The organism is Micromonospora sp. C28ISP2-4 (assembly GCF_030519385.1).
In the GTDB taxonomy this organism is placed as follows: domain Bacteria; phylum Actinomycetota; class Actinomycetes; order Mycobacteriales; family Micromonosporaceae; genus Micromonospora; species Micromonospora tulbaghiae.
Genome location: NZ_JAUMKG010000007.1, coordinates 119,549 through 135,944, shown reverse-complemented (window position 1 = coordinate 135,944; position 16,396 = coordinate 119,549). Strand labels below are relative to the sequence as shown.

16 protein-coding genes are annotated in these 16,396 nt (G+C 75.3%); 6 read left to right on the top strand and 10 right to left on the bottom strand.

Annotation, left to right across the window (positions count from 1 at the left end; genetic code table 11):
• Positions 1-5 precede the first annotated feature (5 nt).
• Positions 6-1,157, top strand: coding sequence for a cysteine desulfurase family protein (locus Q3W68_RS24105; RefSeq protein ID WP_302907629.1), 1,152 nt, complete (start codon positions 6-8; stop codon positions 1,155-1,157).
• A complete protein-coding gene (locus tag Q3W68_RS24100; protein ID WP_210897134.1) occupies positions 1,154-1,381 on the top strand; it encodes a sulfurtransferase TusA family protein in 228 nt (75 codons plus the stop codon). Before Q3W68_RS24105 ends, Q3W68_RS24100 begins: the two co-directional genes overlap by 4 nt.
• 62 nt (positions 1,382-1,443) lie before the next feature.
• On the opposite strand, the gene Q3W68_RS24095 is transcribed toward Q3W68_RS24100, so the two are convergent.
• From Q3W68_RS24095 to Q3W68_RS24080, 4 genes are all read right to left on the bottom strand, one after another.
• The gene (locus Q3W68_RS24095; protein WP_302907628.1) at positions 1,444-1,989 is read right to left on the bottom strand and encodes an ATP-binding protein; all 546 of its coding nucleotides are present in this window, start codon (positions 1,987-1,989) and stop codon (positions 1,444-1,446) included.
• A complete protein-coding gene (locus Q3W68_RS24090; RefSeq protein WP_302907627.1) occupies positions 1,986-2,960 on the bottom strand; it encodes a carbohydrate kinase family protein in 975 nt (324 codons plus the stop codon). Before Q3W68_RS24090 ends, Q3W68_RS24095 begins: the two co-directional genes overlap by 4 nt.
• Positions 2,961-3,137: 177 nt before the next feature.
• The gene (erpA, locus tag Q3W68_RS24085; RefSeq protein WP_282310691.1) at positions 3,138-3,506 is read right to left on the bottom strand and encodes an iron-sulfur cluster insertion protein ErpA; all 369 of its coding nucleotides are present in this window, start codon (positions 3,504-3,506) and stop codon (positions 3,138-3,140) included.
• 140 nt (positions 3,507-3,646) lie between these two features.
• Positions 3,647-4,807, bottom strand: coding sequence for a glycerate kinase (locus Q3W68_RS24080; RefSeq protein WP_302907626.1), 1,161 nt, complete (start codon positions 4,805-4,807; stop codon positions 3,647-3,649).
• A 43-nt stretch (positions 4,808-4,850) separates the two neighbouring features.
• Here Q3W68_RS24080 and nadA point away from each other — a divergent pair, with 43 nt between their 5' ends.
• The 3 genes from nadA (at position 4,851) to Q3W68_RS24065 (ending at position 8,281) form a co-directional block, all read left to right on the top strand.
• Complete coding sequence (gene nadA, locus Q3W68_RS24075) at positions 4,851-6,026, top strand: quinolinate synthase NadA (protein ID WP_302907625.1); 1,176 nt, start codon at positions 4,851-4,853, stop codon at positions 6,024-6,026.
• A 214-nt stretch (positions 6,027-6,240) separates the two neighbouring features.
• Positions 6,241-7,596: a UDP-N-acetylglucosamine 1-carboxyvinyltransferase gene (murA, locus tag Q3W68_RS24070; protein WP_120568748.1), complete on the top strand. Its 1,356-nt coding sequence runs from the start codon at positions 6,241-6,243 to the stop codon at positions 7,594-7,596.
• 79 nt (positions 7,597-7,675) lie between these two features.
• Complete coding sequence (locus Q3W68_RS24065; RefSeq protein WP_302907623.1) at positions 7,676-8,281, top strand: DUF3043 domain-containing protein; 606 nt, start codon at positions 7,676-7,678, stop codon at positions 8,279-8,281.
• 94 nt (positions 8,282-8,375) lie between these two features.
• Here Q3W68_RS24065 and Q3W68_RS24060 read toward each other — a convergent pair whose 3' ends face one another.
• Together Q3W68_RS24060 and Q3W68_RS24055 are read right to left on the bottom strand one after the other, a co-directional pair.
• A complete protein-coding gene (locus tag Q3W68_RS24060) occupies positions 8,376-8,684 on the bottom strand; it encodes an AzlD domain-containing protein (protein WP_210897148.1) in 309 nt (102 codons plus the stop codon).
• The gene (locus tag Q3W68_RS24055; RefSeq protein WP_302907622.1) at positions 8,678-9,541 is read right to left on the bottom strand and encodes an AzlC family ABC transporter permease; all 864 of its coding nucleotides are present in this window, start codon (positions 9,539-9,541) and stop codon (positions 8,678-8,680) included. The genes Q3W68_RS24060 and Q3W68_RS24055 overlap by 7 nt, the downstream gene beginning before the upstream one ends.
• Positions 9,542-9,608: 67 nt before the next feature.
• Between Q3W68_RS24055 and Q3W68_RS24050 the strand changes: the two genes are divergently transcribed.
• Entirely contained in the window at positions 9,609-10,169 is a 561-nt protein-coding gene (locus Q3W68_RS24050; protein ID WP_302907621.1) for a helix-turn-helix domain-containing protein, read from the top strand.
• On the opposite strand, the gene Q3W68_RS24045 is transcribed toward Q3W68_RS24050, so the two are convergent.
• From Q3W68_RS24045 to Q3W68_RS24030, 4 genes are all read right to left on the bottom strand, one after another.
• Positions 10,153-11,130 carry an ATP-binding cassette domain-containing protein gene (locus tag Q3W68_RS24045; protein ID WP_302907620.1) on the bottom strand — a complete coding sequence of 326 codons (978 nt, stop codon included), beginning with the start codon at positions 11,128-11,130 and terminating at the stop codon, positions 10,153-10,155. The genes Q3W68_RS24050 and Q3W68_RS24045 overlap by 17 nt on opposite strands.
• Positions 11,127-11,936: an ABC transporter permease gene (locus tag Q3W68_RS24040; RefSeq protein WP_302907619.1), complete on the bottom strand. Its 810-nt coding sequence runs from the start codon at positions 11,934-11,936 to the stop codon at positions 11,127-11,129. Before Q3W68_RS24040 ends, Q3W68_RS24045 begins: the two co-directional genes overlap by 4 nt.
• Positions 11,937-11,955: 19 nt before the next feature.
• Entirely contained in the window at positions 11,956-12,807 is an 852-nt protein-coding gene (locus tag Q3W68_RS24035) for an ABC transporter permease (RefSeq protein ID WP_368045765.1), read from the bottom strand.
• 1,194 nt (positions 12,808-14,001) lie between these two features.
• Positions 14,002-14,715, bottom strand: a complete 714-nt coding sequence (locus Q3W68_RS24030) for a hypothetical protein (protein ID WP_302907617.1) — start codon at positions 14,713-14,715, stop codon at positions 14,002-14,004.
• Positions 14,716-16,396: the final 1,681 nt, after the last annotated feature.

The window sequence follows — 16,396 nt, the reverse complement described above, 5'->3', positions numbered from 1 at the left end:
GCGTCATGAGCGTCTCCCCGGTCTACCTGGACGCCGCCAGCGCGGCGCCGCTGCATCCGGTCGCGCGGCAGGCGATGCTGGCCGCCCTGGACGACGGCTGGGCCGATCCGGCCCGGCTGTACGCGCCGGCCCGCCGGGCCCGCCAGCTTCTCGACGCCGCGCGGGAGGCCGCCGCGCAGACGCTCGGCGTCCGCGCCGACGAGCTGTCCTTCACCCCCAGCGGTACGGCGGCAGCGCACGCCGCCGTGCTCGGTGGCCTGGCCGGGCGGCGGCGGGCCGGGGCGACGCTGGTGCACTCGGCGATCGAGCACTCGGCGGTGCTGCACGCCGCGCAGCGGCACACGGCCGCCGGCGGCGCGGCGGTGTCCGTACCCGTGGACCGGTCGGGCCGGCTGGACCTGGACGCGTGGGCGGCGGCGGTGGCCGCGCCCGGCGTGGCCCTCGCGGCGCTGATCGGGGCCAGTCACGAGGTGGGCACGGTGCAGCCGGTGCCCGCGGCGGCGGAGCTGTGCGCCGAGGCGGGCGTGCCGCTGTACGTGGACGCGGCGCAGCTGGCCGGCCGGGCGCCGCTGCCGTCGGGCTGGTCGGTGCTGACCGCCAGCGCGCACAAGTGGGGCGGGCCGCCCGGCGTCGGGCTGCTGGTGGTGCGCAAGGGCACCCGCTGGGAGTCGCCGTTCCCGGCCGACGAACGGGAGTCGGGGCGTACCCCGGGGGTGGTGAACCTGCCGGCGGTGGTCGCGGCGGCGGCGAGCCTGCGCGCGGCGGCGGCCGACGCGGCGGCGGAGGCGGCCCGGCTGGGTCCGCTGGTGGACCGGATCCGGGCGCGGGTGGCGGCCGAGGTGCCGGACGTGGAGGTGGTCGGCGACCCGGTGGACCGGTTGCCGCACCTGGTGACGTTCTCCTGCCTGTACGTCGACGGCGAGGCGTTGCTGCACGCGCTGGACCGGCGCGGGTTCGCGGTGTCCTCCGGTTCGTCGTGCACGTCGTCGACGTTGCGTCCGTCACACGTGCTGGAGGCGATGGGGGTGCTGTCGCACGGCAACGTGCGGGTGTCGCTGCACCGGGAGACCACCGAGGCGGACGTGGAGCGGTTCCTGGACGAGCTGCCCGGGATCGTGGCGGAGCTGCGGGCCGAGGCGGGGGTGACGGACCTGTGAGCGCGACGAGCGAGCCGGACGAGGTGCTGGACTGCCGGGGTCAGCGCTGCCCGCTACCAGTGATCAATCTCGCCCGGCTGGTGCCCGGCCTGCCGGCCGGCGCCGTGGTGCGGGTGCTCGCCGACGACCCGGCGGCGGCGGTGGACATCCCGGCGTGGTGCCGGATGCGCGGCCACGAGTTCCTCGCCGCGCACGAGGGCCCCGCCTACGACGTCCGGGTGTGAGGAAGGGCCCCTTCTTAACGCCTCGGGTAGAGGAAGGGCCCCCTGTTAACACCGGCCGACCGTCAGCGCAGGTACGCGAGGATGCCCGGCAGCGGGTCGCCCGCCACGGCGGTGTCGACCACCAGGCGCGGGCCGATCAGCGGCTCGTACTCGGCCCGGCGGCGCAGCGTCTGCTCCCAGGTGGGGTGTTCCTCGGGCGGGCGGGCCTCGACCCGGCGGCGGTGCTCCGCCTCGTCGCCGCAGTGCACCTCGATCACCCGCAGCGGCACGCCGGCCCGTTCGGCCACGTCGTGCCAGAGGCCCCGGGCGCTGGCGACCGGGTTCACCGCGTCGACCACCACGCTGAGCCCCAGGCCGAGCTGCACCTCGGCCAGCCCGGCGACCGCGCCGTACGCGGCCATCCCGGGCACGTCGCCGGTGAGGCCGTAGCGGTGCAGGGCCCGCTCGACCGGGTCGACCGGCAGGACCGGGGCGCGCAGGGCGGCGCCGACCCGGGCGGCGAGCGTGGTCTTGCCCACGCCCGGCAGCCCGGCGAACGCGACGAGCACCGGCTGGCCGGGGCCGGGGCGGGCCACCTCCGGGTCCACCCCGCCGGCCGGGACGGTCACAGCAGGTGCGGCCGGACGTCCTCGGCGGCCGCGTCACCGTACGACTCGGCGAGTCGCTTCACGAACAGGTCGCGGCGGACCTCGTACTCCTGGCCGCCGAAGTTCTCCAGCACGAGTGTGGCCAGCAGGCAGCCGACCTGGGCCGCCCGCTCCAGGCCGACGCCCCAGTCGAGCGCGGCGAAGAAACCGGCCCGGAAGCCGTCGCCGACACCGGTCGGGTCGACCGCCTGGATCTCCCGCGCGATCGGCACCCGAATCGTGCCGATCTCCCGGCCGGCGATCTCCACGCCCTGCTTGCCCAGCGTGGTGACCCGCACCTTGACCCGGTCGAGCAGCTGCTCGTCGGTCAGGCCGGCCTTGCTCTGCAGCAGAGACTTCTCGTACTCGTTGGTCATCAGGTAGTCGGCGCGGTCGACCAGGCCGAGCACGTCCTCGCCGTCCATCCGGGCGAGCTGCTGCGACGGGTCGGCGACGAAGGAGTAGCCGCGGTCCCGGCACTCGCCGGAGTGCCGGATCATCGCGGCCGGGTCGTTGGCGCTGACCAGCACCAGGTCCAGACCGCCGAGGCGCTGAGCCACCGGGGCCAGCTCGATGTTGCGGGCCTCGCTCATCGCCCCGGCGTAGAAGGAGGCGATCTGGCACATGTCGGTATCGGTGGTGCAGACGAAGCGTGCCGTGTGGGCGACCTCGCTGACGTGCACCGAGTCGCAGTCGACGCCGTGGCGCTCCAGCCAGGAGCGGTAGTCGGCGAAGTCGGCGCCGACCGCGCCGAGCAGGACCGGGCGCAGCCCGAGCTGAGCCATGCCGAAGGCGATGTTCGCCGCGGTGCCGCCGCGCCGGAGCACCAGTTCGTCGACGAGGAAGGACAGCGAGACCTTGTCGAGCTGGTCGGCGATGAGCTGGTCGGCGAATCGGCCGGGGAAGCTCATCAGGTGGTCGGTCGCGATCGAGCCGGTCACGGCGATCTTCATGTCAACCCTCGGGGTCGGGAGCACGGCGCGGTCAGCCTACCGGCCCCCGGACCGGCCGGACGGCGGTCGGTCGCCAACCGGTCGATCAGCGCACATCCGGGCGTCACACCCAGGGGGTACGACGAAGCGGCGGGCCACCCACTCGGGGGGCCCGCCGCTTCCGGTCGGTCCGTCGACTCAGCTGAAGGAGTCGCCGCAGGCGCAGGAGTTGCCCGCGTTCGGGTTGTCGATGGTGAAGCCCTGGGCGTCGATCCGGTCGGCGAAGTCGATGGTGGCGCCGGCCAGGTAGGGGGCGCTCATCCGGTCGACGACGACCTCGACACCGTCGTAGTCGGTGACGACGTCACCGTCGAGCGAGCGCTCGTCGAAGAACAGCTGGTACCGCAGGCCGGAGCAGCCACCCGGCTGCACGGCGACCCGGAGCCGCAGGTCGTCGCGGCCCTCCTGCTCGATCAGGGCCTTGACCTTCTGCGCCGCGACGTCGGTGAGGACGACGGTGCTGGGGGCCTTGGCCTCGGTCGACTCGGTCTGCGCTGGCGTGGTCACGTGGAAGTCTCCCTGCGCGGTATGAGGTCCGGACGTCCTGGCCAACGCCGCACGTCCGCCAGTGATTCCCGGTGTGGTCCGTCTTTCGATCGTACGCCGCCTCCGGCGTCACCACCCGGCGGCGTGACCAGCGGAACCGGTCAACGGCTCCACTGCCGCGCCAGGCGGGCGCCGAGCGCGCGCAGGCCCTCGGCCGGACGGGTCATCGCGGCGTCCACTCCCCCGTGCTCCTCGCCGCCGAAGTGCTCCACGAGGCTGTGCGCCTCGGTGACGCCGGCCGCTGCCGCCTCCCGCCGCCCGGTGCTCACCCGTCCCGCCAGCACCACGCAGGGCACGCCCCGGTCCCGGGCGGCCCCGGCCACCCCGGCGACCACCTTGCCGCGCAGGGACTGGTGGTCGAACGAGCCCTCACCGGTGATCACCAGATCGGCGTCGTCGAGCGCGGCGTCCAGCCCCACCGCGCGGGTGACCAGCCCGATGCCGGACTCGCACCGGCCGCCCAGCGCCAGCACCGCCGCACCCAGGCCACCTGCCGCGCCGCCGCCCGGCAGCGCGCCGAGCCCGGACGGGCACCCGGGCAGCCGCTGCGTCAGCACCTCCGCCCAGCGGGTCAGCGCGGCGTCCAGCAGCAGCACGTCGCCCCGGTCGGCGCCCTTCTGCGGGCCGAAGACGCTGCTCGCCCCGTGCAGTCCGAGCAGCGGGCTGTCCACGTCGGTGGCGGCGACGAGCGCCGCGCCGCGCAGCCGGGGCTCGCCGTCGAGCGCGGCCACCTCGGCGAGCGCCGCGCCGCCGTACGGCAGGGCCCGGCCGGGGCCGTCCAGCGGCGTGACGCCCAGCGGGACGAGCATCCCGGCGCCGCCGTCGTTGGTGGCCGAGCCGCCCAGCCCCACCACCACCGTCCGCGCGCCCGCCTCGACAGCGGCGGCCACGAGCAGCCCCAGCCCGTACGAGGTGGTCGCCTTCGGGTCGCGCTCGGCGGCGGTGAGCAGGTGCAGCCCGCACGCCTGCGCGCTCTCCAGGTACGCGGTGCCGTCGTCGGTGAGCAGGATCTCACCGGCGGCCGGACGGCCCAGCGGGTCGACGGTGGGCACCGGCACCCGGCGCCCGCCCAGCGCCCCGGCGAGCACGTCCACGAACCCCGGCCCGCCGTCGGCGAGGGGCCGGACCAGCAGCTCGTCGCCGGGGGCGACGTCACGCCAGCCGTCGGCCACCGCGGCGGCCACGTCGGGGGCCGGCAGCGTGCCGGCGAACTTGTCCGGACAGAGCAGCACGCGCATGCGCAGCAGTGTGGCAGGCCACATCGGGGACGGCTGCGCGGTGGTCGCGCTGTGGGACCATGGGGGCGTGACTTCGACCTGGGTTGAGCCGTCCAACACCGCTACGGCGCTGCTGCTCCTCGGCCGCGGCAGCGACCCCGCCACCGAGCGTGGCGTGGAGTGTCCGGGTGATCTCCCCGCGCCGAGCGACCCCGACCTGGTGGCCCGCGCCGCCGCCGCGAAGGCGGCGCTGGGCACGAAGGTGTTCGTCCTGGGCCACCACTACCAGCGCGACGAGGTGATCCAGTTCGCCGACGTGACGGGCGACTCGTTCAAGCTGGCCCGGGAGGCGGCCGCCCGCCCGGACGCGGAGTACATCGTCTTCTGCGGCGTGCACTTCATGGCCGAGAGCGCGGACATCCTCACCTCGGACGCGCAGAAGGTGATCCTGCCCGACCTCGCCGCCGGCTGCTCGATGGCCGACATGGCGGTGCTGTCGCAGGTCGAGGCCGCGTGGGACACGCTCACCGACCTGGGCATCGCGGCCGAGACCGTCCCGGTGACGTACATGAACTCCTCGGCCGACATCAAGGGCTTCGTCGGCCGCAACGGCGGCGTGGTCTGCACCTCGTCGAACGCCAAGCGGGCCCTGGACTGGGCCTTCGAGCAGGGCCGCAAGGTGCTGTTCCTGCCCGACCAGCACCTCGGCCGCAACACCGCGGTGCTGGAGATGGGCTTCTCGCTCGACGACTGCGTGCTCTACGACCCGCACAAGCCGGGCGGCGGGCTGACCCCGGAGCAGCTGCGCGACGCGAAGATGATCCTGTGGCGGGGGCACTGCTCGGTGCACGGCCGTTTCACGCTCGACAGCGTCAACGACGTACGCGAGCGGGTGCCGGGCGTGAACGTGCTGGTGCACCCGGAGTGCCGCCACGAGGTGGTGAACGCCGCCGACCTGGTCGGCTCGACCGAGTTCATCATCAAGACCATCGAGGCGGCCCCGGCCGGCTCGGCGTGGGCGGTGGGCACCGAGCTGAACCTGGTACGCCGGCTCGCGCTGGCCCACCCGGACAAGCAGATCATGTTCCTCGACCGGGCGGTCTGCTACTGCTCGACGATGAACCGGATCGACCTGCCGCACCTGGTCTGGGCGCTGGAGGAGCTGGTCGCCGGGCGCGTGGTCAACCAGATCACAGTCGACCCGGAGACCGCCCGACACGCCCGGTCGGCGCTGGACCAGATGCTCGCCCTTCCGGGAGCCTGATCACCGTCGGTGACCCCGCTGGCACGGAAACGCACCGGACACCCCGGTTCGTGCCCTCGCTGGCGATGTGACCGATTCCATTCCCGTCACGGAGGGCTATGCTGCCGGGGCGACGACACACGCGGCCCGTTTTCCCATGACCGCGTTCCGGGTAGCGATGAACTTCGTGCACCCATCACTAGACACGGCAGTACCCAACGCGCTGGAGGTTGCGTTGACCGACGACGTCCTGGTCGTACACGGAGGCACTCCGCTTGAAGGGCGGATCCGCGTGCGCGGCGCGAAGAACCTGGTGTCCAAGGCGATGGTGGCCGCCCTGCTGGGCGACACACCCAGCCGGCTGTTCGACGTGCCGCGCATCCGTGACGTCGAGGTGGTCCGCGGTCTGCTCGGCCTGCACGGCGTCAAGGTCAGCGACGGCGACGAGGAGGGCGAGCTCGTCTTCGACCCCACCAACGTCGAGAGCGCCAGCACCGACCAGATCAACGTGCACGCCGGGTCCAGCCGGATCCCGATCCTGTTCTGCGGCCCGCTGCTGCACCGGCTCGGCCACGCCTTCATCCCCGACCTGGGCGGCTGCCACATCGGCCCGCGCCCGATCGACTTCCACCTCCAGGCGCTGCGCGAGTTCGGCGCCACCGTCGAGAAGACCCCGGAGGGCCTGCACCTGTCCGCGCCGAACGGGCTGCACGGCACGAAGTTCGCGCTGCCGTACCCGAGCGTGGGCGCCACCGAGCAGGTGCTGCTCACCGCGGTGATGGCCGAGGGCGTCACCGAGCTGCGCAACGCGGCGGTCGAGCCGGAGATCATCGACCTCATCTGCGTGCTGCAGAAGATGGGCGCGATCATCAAGGTGCACACCGACCGGGTGATCGAGATCCAGGGCGTCAAGAAGCTGCACGGCTACACGCACCGGCCCATCCCGGACCGGATCGAGGCGGCCAGCTGGGCGGCGGCGGCGCTGGCGACCCGCGGTCACGTCGAGGTGCTGGGCGCCCAGCAGGCCGACATGATGACCTTCCTGAACATCTTCCGGTCGGTCGGCGGCGAGTACGAGGTCACCGACCTGCGCCCGCCGCGCGGCGGCAGCCCGGGCCAGGAGGGCGGCATCCGGTTCTGGCACCCGGGCGGCGAGCTGAACGCGGTGGCGCTGGAGACCGACGTGCACCCCGGTTTCATGACCGACTGGCAGCAGCCGCTTGTGGTCGCGCTCACCCAGGCCCGGGGCCTGTCGATCGTCCACGAGACGGTCTACGAGCAGCGGCTCGGCTACACCGAGGCGCTGAACACGATGGGCGCCAACATCCAGGTCTACCGGGACTGCCTCGGCGGCACCCCGTGCCGCTTCGGCCGGCGCAACTTCAAGCACTCCGCGGTGATCGCCGGGCCGAGCAAGCTGCACGCGGCCGACCTGGTCATCCCGGACCTGCGGGCCGGGTTCAGCCACCTGATCGCGGCGCTCGCCGCCGAGGGCACCTCCCGGGTGTACGGCGTGGACCTGATCAACCGCGGCTACGAGGACTTCGAGGCCAAGCTGGCCGACCTCGGCGCGCACGTCGAGCGTCCCTGACCGTCCCGTTCACTCGACCGGCCGCGCCCGGTGCACCCGTGATGTGCACCGGGCGCGGCCGGTTGGCTACCCTTGCCGCGTGCCGTCGCTGTTTCGCCGCAAGCCCGCCGACCTCGTCGAGGAGTCCGTCACCACTGTGACGACCGACGAGGAGTCCGCCGCCCGCCCCCGGGGCTACACGCCCAGCAAGAAGGAACTGGGGCAGGTCACGCCGAAGCGTCCGGTCGCCGGTCGCCGGCCGACCGCGCCGGCCAGGCCGCTGACCAAGGAGGAGGCCCGCGCGCAGCGCCGCGCCGCCCGCGCCGAGGCCGCCGCCGAGTTCCGCCGCGAGGGCGGCCCGCGTGACCGGGGCCCGGAGCGGCTGCTGGCCCGCAACGTTGTCGACTCCCGGCGGACGATCGGCACCTGGTTCTTCGGCGGCGCGCTGATCGTGCTGTTCGGCTCCAACCAGGCCATGCCGCCGATCGTGCGGCTGCTGTCGAACGTGCTCTGGGGCGCGCTGGCGCTCGGCGTGCTGATCGACTCGGTGCTGATCTCCCGGAAGATCAAGCGGCTGGTCCGCGAGCGCTTCCCGAAGAGCACCGAGAAGCTCGGCTCGCTCTACTTCTACGCGATCATGCGGTCGATCACGTTCCGCCGGATGCGGGCGCCCGCGCCCCGGGTGAACATCGGCGACAAGGTCTGACCGGACGTACCCGGAACCGGCCCCTTCCCGCTCCGGCGGTGAGGGGCCGTTCTCGTGCGGGAAGCGGCCGACGTCTTGCGGGGAGCGGCCGCGTTCAGGCCACGCCGAGCAGGCGCAGCAGCGCGGTGGTGGCCGCCGCCGCGACCACCACCAGGACGAACGGCGCCCGGCGCCAGGCGAGCACCAGGCCGACCAGCACACCGGCGGGCCGGGCGTACCCGGCGAAGCCACCGGCCTCGGTCAGCGCCGCGGTGGCGGCGAGCGCGGCCAGCAGCGTGGCCGCGCCGACCGGCAGCAGGTGCCGGGCCCATTCGGGCAGGTCCAGCCGGTCCCGCAGCAGCACTCCGGCGACGCGGAAGCCGTAGGTGCCGGCGGCCAGGGCGAGGATGACGGCGATCAGCACGAGCCCTCCCCGGCATTCACTCGCCGCCTGGCCCCACCGTCGTCCACCGGCGCGGCACCGGTCGGCACGGCGCCGGTCCCGGCCGGCGCGGCACCGGAACCGGCCGGCACGGCTACCGCGTCGCCGTCGCGCACGCGGCCGGGGTCACCACCCGGCGCGGCGTCCGGGTCGCCCGGCGCGGTGGCCGAGCGACGGCGGGCCAGCAACGGGAGGGCCAGCGCGGTCAGGGCGAGCAGCACCGGCAGCCCGGCCGGCAGCAGTGGGGTCGCCAGTACGGCGAGGCCGGCGCCGAGGAGAGCCACCCGGCGGGTCTCCCGGTCGCGCAGGCTGGGCAGCAGCAGGGCGGCCAGCCCGGCCGGGAACGCGGCGTCGAGTCCCAGGGCGGCCGGGTCGCCGGCCGCGCCGCCGGCGAGCACGCCGAGCGCGGTGCCGGCGTTCCAGGCCAGGAACAGCAGCACCCCGGCGAGCCAGAACGCCCGGCGCCGCTGCGGCCCGGCCGGGCGGGCCAGCGCGAACGCCGTCGCCTCGTCGGTCATCAGGTGGCTGCCGAGCAGCCGCTGGGCGCGCCGGGTGCCGAGCGCACCGCCGAGGGCCAGGCCGAACGGCAGGTGCCGGGCGTTGAGGAGCAGGCCGGCGAGGACCGCCGCGAGCGGGCTGCCGGCCGCGACGAGCCCGACGGCCATGAACTGGGCGCCACCGGCGTAGACGACAGCGGACATGGCGAGCGTGGCCCAGACGGGCAGGCCGGCGGCCACCGCCACGGCGCCGAACGACGCGCCCACGGCGAGCATCGCCGCGCCGATGGCGGCGACGTCGCGGAGGACCCGGGCGTCGCCCGTTCGGTATGCCGTACGCATGTCCATTATCCTGAACGCGAGAACGCTGGTTCGTCAAACCGAACAAACCGACCGTTGGAGCGAACAGATGGCGATCGACCCGGCTCCCCCACTCGCCACCATCGCCGCGGCGCTGCGCCGCGAGCGCGAGCGGGCGGGCCTGTCGCTCACCGAACTGGCCCGCCGCGCCGGGATCGCCAAGTCCACCCTGTCCCAGCTGGAGTCCGGGTCCGGCAACCCCAGCGTGGAGACGCTCTGGGCACTCGGCGTGGCGCTCGGCGTACCGTTCAGCCGCCTCGTCGAGCCGCCCACCGCCGCCGTCCGGGTGGTACGGGCCGGGCAGGGCCCCCGGATCCGCTCCGAGCACGCCGACTTCTCCGCCACCCTGCTCGCCGCCGGAGCACCGCACGTCCGGCGGGACGTCTACGTGATGGAGCTGGAACCCGGCGCGGTACGCGTCGCCGAGGCGCACACCCCGCGCAGCGTCGAGCACGTCGTGGTCGCCGCCGGGCGGATGCGCGTCGGCCCCGAGACCGACCTGGTCGAGCTGGAGCCGGGCGACTACGCCACCTTCCCGGGCGACACCCCGCACCGGTACGAGGCGCTGGCCCCGGGCACCTTCGCCGTGCTCGTCATGGAGCACCCGTGACCGCAGACGGCGCCCGGTAGAGCCGGGTCACCACCTCCTCGATGTCCGGCTCCACGATCGAGATGTCCCGCAGCGTGGCCAGGCCGGCCAGCTCGGCCACCACCTCTGCGACGCTTGCCCGTTCCAGGGCGAAGACCAGCCGCCGCCCGTCCGCCTCCACCCGCTGCACCGGGGCGCCGGGCAGCACCGGCGGCTCGGGCAGCGCCGCGTCCAGCTCGGCGACCACCATCCGGCGCGAGCCGTACCGGCGGTGCAGCTCGGCGATCGACCCGTCGTGCACCACCCGCCCGTGGTCGATCACCACGAGCCGCCGGCACAACCGCTCGATGTCGGCCAGGTCGTGCGTGGTGAGCACGAGCGTGGTGTCCCCGGCCCGGCCCAGCTCGGCCAGGAAGCCGCGTACCGCCTGCTTGCTGACCACGTCCAGGCCGATCGTCGGCTCGTCCAGGAACAGCACCTCCGGGCCGTGCAGCAGCGCCGCGGTCAGCTCGCCGCGCATCCGCTGCCCCAGCGAGAGCTGCCGGACCGGGGTGTCCAGGAACCCGTCCAGGTCGAGCAGGTCGCGGCAGCGGGCAAGCCGGGCGGCGTGCTCGCCGGACGGCACCCGGTAGACGTGCCGCAGCAGGTCGAACGAGTCCCGCAGCGGCAGGTCCCACCAGAGCTGCGAGCGCTGCCCGAACACCACCCCGATGCGCAGCGCCAGCCGGGTCCGGTCGGCCACCGGGCGCAGCCCGCACACCCGGGCCCGCCCGGACGACGGCGTCAGCACGCCGGTGAGCATCTTCAGCGTGGTCGACTTCCCGGCGCCGTTCGGGCCGATGTAGCCGAGCATCTCGCCGCGCTCCACCCGCAGGTCGACCCCGTCGACGGCGGTCACCGTCCGCTTCTCCCGCCGCAGCGGCCCAGCCTTCACCCGTACCGTGAACTCCTTGCGCAGCCCGTCCATCTCGATGACGCTCATGACCCCGTACTCCGGTAGTGACGGATCCCGACGCGCCAGGCCACGGCGGCCAGCGCCGCGGCGACCACCGCGACGCCCGGCGCGGCCCAGCCCGTCCACTGCGGCAGGCCGAGCGGGTCGGCGCGGCCCAGCAGCGCCAGCGCCGGGTGGTAGCTGACAAAGGCGAACCCCATGCCGTACGCGAACAGCGCACGGAACCAGCCGCCGTACACGGTGACCGGGTACGAGGTGAAGTCGCGCCCGCCGTAGGTGACCGCGTTCGCGAGCTCGCCCGAGTCGACCCAGTAGAACGACACGGTGGCGGTCAGCACGAAGACCGAGCCGAAGAAGACCACGGCGGCCAGCGGGGCGACCACGGCCAGCGCGACCCGGCCGGGCGTCCAGTCGATGCCGGCCGAGACGAGCGCGAACAGCAGCACTGCCAGCCCGAACACGGCCCGGGACAGCTTGCGCAGCGGCAGGTCCATCAGCAGCAGTTGCGGCAGCGCACCGAGCGGGCGTACCAGCACGGCGTCGAAGAGGCCGGTGCGCACGTACCGGGGAAGCCGTTCGATGTTGCCGACCAGCAGGTCGGCGGTGGCGAAGCCGCACGACGACAGCCCGACCACGACGAGCGTCTCGCGCAGCGTGAAGCCGCCCAGCTCCCGCGTCACGCCGAAGATCACCAGGACGGTGACCACGTCGAACACGGTGGCGCCCACGTTGCCGACCAGGTCCACCACGAACGAGGTGCGGTACGCCGCCTGCGAGCGCGCCTGCGCACCGAGCAGCGCCCGGTACGCGCGCAGTGCAGCCGGGTCAGCCACCCTGGACGCGCTCGCGCGCTCAGCCACCCTGGACCACCAGACGGCGCTCGGCACGGCGCTGCACCAGCCGGCACAGCGCCAGCAGCAGCACCGCCCAGCCGGCCTGCACCGCGACCAGCGTGAGCCCGACGGACATCGGCTCCCGCTCGACGAGCACGTCCAGCGGCACCTGGAGGATGCTGGGGAACGGGGTGGCGTACCGCAGCACCGCCTCCAGCGGGCCGGGCAGGAAGCCCAGCGGGAAGTAGAGCCCGGCCAGCACGCCGGAGCCGAGCGTCCACAGGATCATCGGGCCCCGGACGTCCTGCAGCCAGTACGCGGTGGCGTTCACCAGGTAGCGGCAGCCGAAGCAGACCACCACCGCGAGCAGCGCGGAGAGCAGGAACAGCGGCACCGTGGCCCAGTGCCGGGGCACGTACACCGCGAAGAAGAAGGGGCCGACCACCAGCGGCGGCACCAGCCGTACCAGCGACGCGAACCCGGCCCGGCCCAGGTCGGTGGCGAGGTAACTGGTCACCGGATGCACCGGCCGCAGCAGGTCGGCGGCCACCTCGCCGGTACGGATCCGGTCCGCCAGTTCGGTCCATCCCCAGATGGCGATCACCGCCAGCAGCCCCTGACCGGCCCAGACGAACGTGGCGAGCTGTGCCCGGTCGTAGCCGGCCACCGTGCCCGCCGCGCCTGCCGCCGCGAGGAAGATGTAGCAGCGCAGGAAACCGAACACGGTGTTGGTGCACAACCCCGCCACGGCGGCCTGCCGGTAGGTCGCGTGCCGCCGGAACCCGGCCGCCGCGATCGCGCCGAATGTCCGAAACCATGGGGTAACGTGTGCGCCGGTGGGTGGTGCCACAGTGGCGGTGACCGAGCCCACGCCGTTACCCTCCTTCCGCAGCCACGACGTGCTGGACCGGGCGACTGTACCGGCACGTGCGGCGCCCCAGCGCGAGAATTTCCAATGAGGTGACACCGCCGTGAGCGAGCGACGCGAGCCGGCCCCGGGGCCGTCCCGCGCGAGCGGCGGGAGGGGTTGCCGATGAGTGGCTGGGGCAGCTGGCGCGAGCCGGCCGAACCGGCCTGGGCCGCCGAGCCCACCCATGAGTGGCAGCCGCAGTTCCCCGGGCAACGCTACCCGGGCGACATCGGCATCGAGAACCTGACACCGCGCCCGCGCGCCGTGGTCGGCCGGGCCGAGGTGCGCCCGGTCAGCCCCGCGCCGGACGTGGACACGTACCCGGTGAGCCCCGCCGGTTCCCGGCCCCCGGCCCACGAGGGCGGGCACCCGGTGAGTCCGGCGGGCCCCCGCGACGCCTACCCGGTCAGTCCGGCCGACGGCTATCCGGTCAGTCCGGCCGGCCCGCGTGCCGGTGAGCCCGTCAGCCCGGCCGGCCCGCACGGCGCATACCCGACCAGCCCGGCCGGCCCGCACGGCGCCTACCCGATCAGCCCGGCCGCCCCACGCGAGGCGTACCCGATCAGCCCCGCGTTCCCGCCCGGCGTGCATCCGACCAGCCCCGCCGGGCCACACGGCGCGCACCCGGACGGAACGGCAGGCCCACGCGGCGGGCATCCGGACGGACCGCCGGGGCCACGTGGCGGGCATCCAGCCGGGTCTGCCGGGCCACGCGACACGTACCTGGACGGGCCGGCCGCCTCGCGCGGGGCGTACCCGATGGGTTCCGCCGGTCCCGGCGGACAGCGCCCCGGTGGGCCGGGCGAGCGGCGCGGGCATCCCGACGGCCCCGGCGCGGACGGCCGCCGGGATCCCCTGCCCGGGCGGGACGGCGGCGAGCGCCGACCGGCCGGCCGCTCCGGTCCGCAGCCGGAGCGGCTCGACCAACGCTGGGTACACCCCGATGGTGCACCGCGCCGGGCCGCCCAGCCGGGCTGGATGCCGGAGCCGAACGAGACCCTGCACCCGGGCCCGCGCCGGCCCGACCGCCCGGCGGACGGCAGGCGCGCCCCGGCCGACGGTCGTCCGGCGGTTTCCGGCGAGCGATGGGGGACGCCACGCGACGCTCGCCAGGACCACTCCCCCGGCGGGCGTCGTGGTCCCTTCCCCGACCCGTCACCGAACGATCCCGGCCGTGGCCGGCGCGGCCCCGGCGTCGACCGGCGCGACGACGCCGTGCCGCCTGTGGAACGGAGCGCGGCCGGCTGGAGCGACCCGGCTCGGCGGGAACCGGGCTGGGGCGAGCCCAGCCGGCGTGATCCCGGCTGGGGCGGGCCGGGCCACGACGGACGGCGTGAACCCGGCCGTGACGGCTGGCGGGAGCCCGGCCCACGCCCACCGGCGGACCGGCGCGAACCGGCAGGTGGCCGGTGGGACGACCGCGCGCCGGGCCGCGAGGCCGCCGCGTACCCGGACACCCAGCGCCGGGCACCCGAGAACGGTCGACCCGCGCAGCAGGGCGAGCCCGAGCGGTACGGCGCACAGCGACACCGTCCGGTCGACCCGCAAGCCGCTGCCCCTGTGAGGCCGGGCGCCGACCAGCGTTGGCAGCGTCCGCCGACCGACCGGCCCCGCCCGCACCAGGGCGAGTGGCCCATCGTCGAGCCGCGCCCCCGGCCGGAACCCGACGCGCACCGGCCCGACGAGCGGCACCGCCCGCCCGTGGATCGGCAGGTACCGTCCCGGCACCCGATGCCGCCCGCCGACGGCCCGCGACTCGACGCGCGCCGTCCCGAGCAGGACGGTTCCGTCCACCCGGACCCGCGCGATGCCCGGCCCACCGGCCCGGGCAACCAGCCCGACGGCACCGGTCCGCGTACGCAGCCCCACGCCACCCGGCCGCCCACCGCCCCGTCCCGCCCGGACACCGCCCCGTCCCGTCCCGAGGCCGGCCGAGTGCAGCCGGAGCAGGACCGTCGCCAGCCGGACGACGCCGCCGCGCGTCCCGATTCCCGGCCGCTGCAGTGGCCGGTACGGCCCGACGAGCGTCCAGCGTCCCCGGACCGGACCGCTGCACGCTCCGACGAGTTCCGTCCGGCACCCCCGGACCGGGCGGCTGCACGCTCGGACGGCTCCCGGACGGCATCGCCGCATCCGACGGCCGCACGCCCGGACGAATCCCGGACGCCATCCCCGGACCAGACCGCCGCACGCTCGGACGAGTTCAGGACGGCGCGGCTGGACGAGCGCCGGACGCCGCCGGGGACGGCGCGGCCCGGACAGTGGCCGGCTGCTCATCCGGTCCGGGGCGCCGGCAGCCGGGACACGGCCCCGGCCGAGTCGGCCGACCGCCCGCGTGCCGACGACCGTCCCCGTCCCGCCCCGGCAGCGCCGGATCCGCTGTCGGCGCCGCGCGCGTCAGTGCGCCCCGGCACCGGTTCGCCGCCGGCCGGCAATGCCCCGCTGCGGCCCGTCCAGCCTGTTGAGGCGGACGAGCAGCAGCGGATGCCGGCATCGGGCCCGGGCGACGCGCCTTCCGGTCGCCCCTCCGGCGTACCAGCGAGCCCGGCAGCCGGCACGCCTTCGGCTTCCACGCCCGGCGTGCCCGCTTCCACGAGCCCGGCGACGAGCCCACCCCTCTCGGGCATGCCGGATTCCCGCAGGCCCGACTCCGGCGCACCCTTCTCCGGCCCGCCCGTCTCGGGCATGCCGCCTGCCGGCGCACCGGTCTCCGGTCCGGCTACGCCGGTCGTCGGCACGCCCAGCAACGGTGCGCAGGCTCCGGTCGACATCGGACGGACGGAGCGAAGCGAGGAGTCCACCCGCCCCACGCCGTCGCGGGGACGGACGGAGGAACGTCAGGTCCCGCCTCCGTCCGATCCGGTCCCGCCGACCCACGCCGCGTCGGTCCGTCCCGCGCCGCCCGCCTATCCCGGCCCCGCTCCTGGACGGCCGACCGCGCCGATCCAACCGGCGGAGCAACCCGCCAGTCCGGTAGCACAGGCCGGGCAGCGGGCTGTCGTCGAGCCGCAGGCGGGTGCACCCGGCCGCCAAGGGGCCGACACGGGCGCCGGACCCGTGCCAGCCACCGGCACCCGACCCGTCTCGGGCACGGATGTCGACCGTCGCGACGCCGGTGCCGACGCCGGTGCCGACGCCGGTGCTGCCGCTGGCGCCGGTGCTGCCGCTGGGGCCGGTGCCGGTGCCGGCGCCGGCGCGACGTCCCGGACGAGCACCCGACCGACGCCGGACACGGACGCCAGCCGTCCCGGAGCCGATGCGGCCGCCCGGCCCACCCAGGGCACGGACCGTCCCGGAGCCGACGCGACCGCCCAGCCCACCCAGGGCACGGACCGTCCCGAAGCCGACGCGGTCGCCCCACCCACCCAGGGCACGGACCGTCCCGGAGCCGACGCGGCCACCCGGCCCACCCAGGGTGCGGACCGTCCCGAAGCCGACGCGACCGCCAACCGCAGCGACGAGCCGTCGGAGAACCGCCGCTCGGCGGAGAAGACACCTCCGCCCTCCCCCGGTGCCGAGGCATGGTTCCGGCCAGCCCAGTCCCAGCGCG

Coding starts and splice junctions, on each gene's coding strand:
- Q3W68_RS24080 (WP_302907626.1), bottom strand. CDS start 4,807: ATGTGGCCTGCCACACTGCTGCGCATGCGCGTGCTGCTCTGTCCGGAC.
- Q3W68_RS24050 (WP_302907621.1), top strand. CDS start 9,609: ATGGCGATCGACCCGGCTCCCCCACTCGCCACCATCGCCGCGGCGCTG.
- Q3W68_RS24105 (WP_302907629.1), top strand. CDS start 6: ATGAGCGTCTCCCCGGTCTACCTGGACGCCGCCAGCGCGGCGCCGCTG.
- Q3W68_RS24055 (WP_302907622.1), bottom strand. CDS start 9,541: ATGCGTACGGCATACCGAACGGGCGACGCCCGGGTCCTCCGCGACGTC.
- Q3W68_RS24090 (WP_302907627.1), bottom strand. CDS start 2,960: ATGAAGATCGCCGTGACCGGCTCGATCGCGACCGACCACCTGATGAGC.
- Q3W68_RS24045 (WP_302907620.1), bottom strand. CDS start 11,130: ATGAGCGTCATCGAGATGGACGGGCTGCGCAAGGAGTTCACGGTACGG.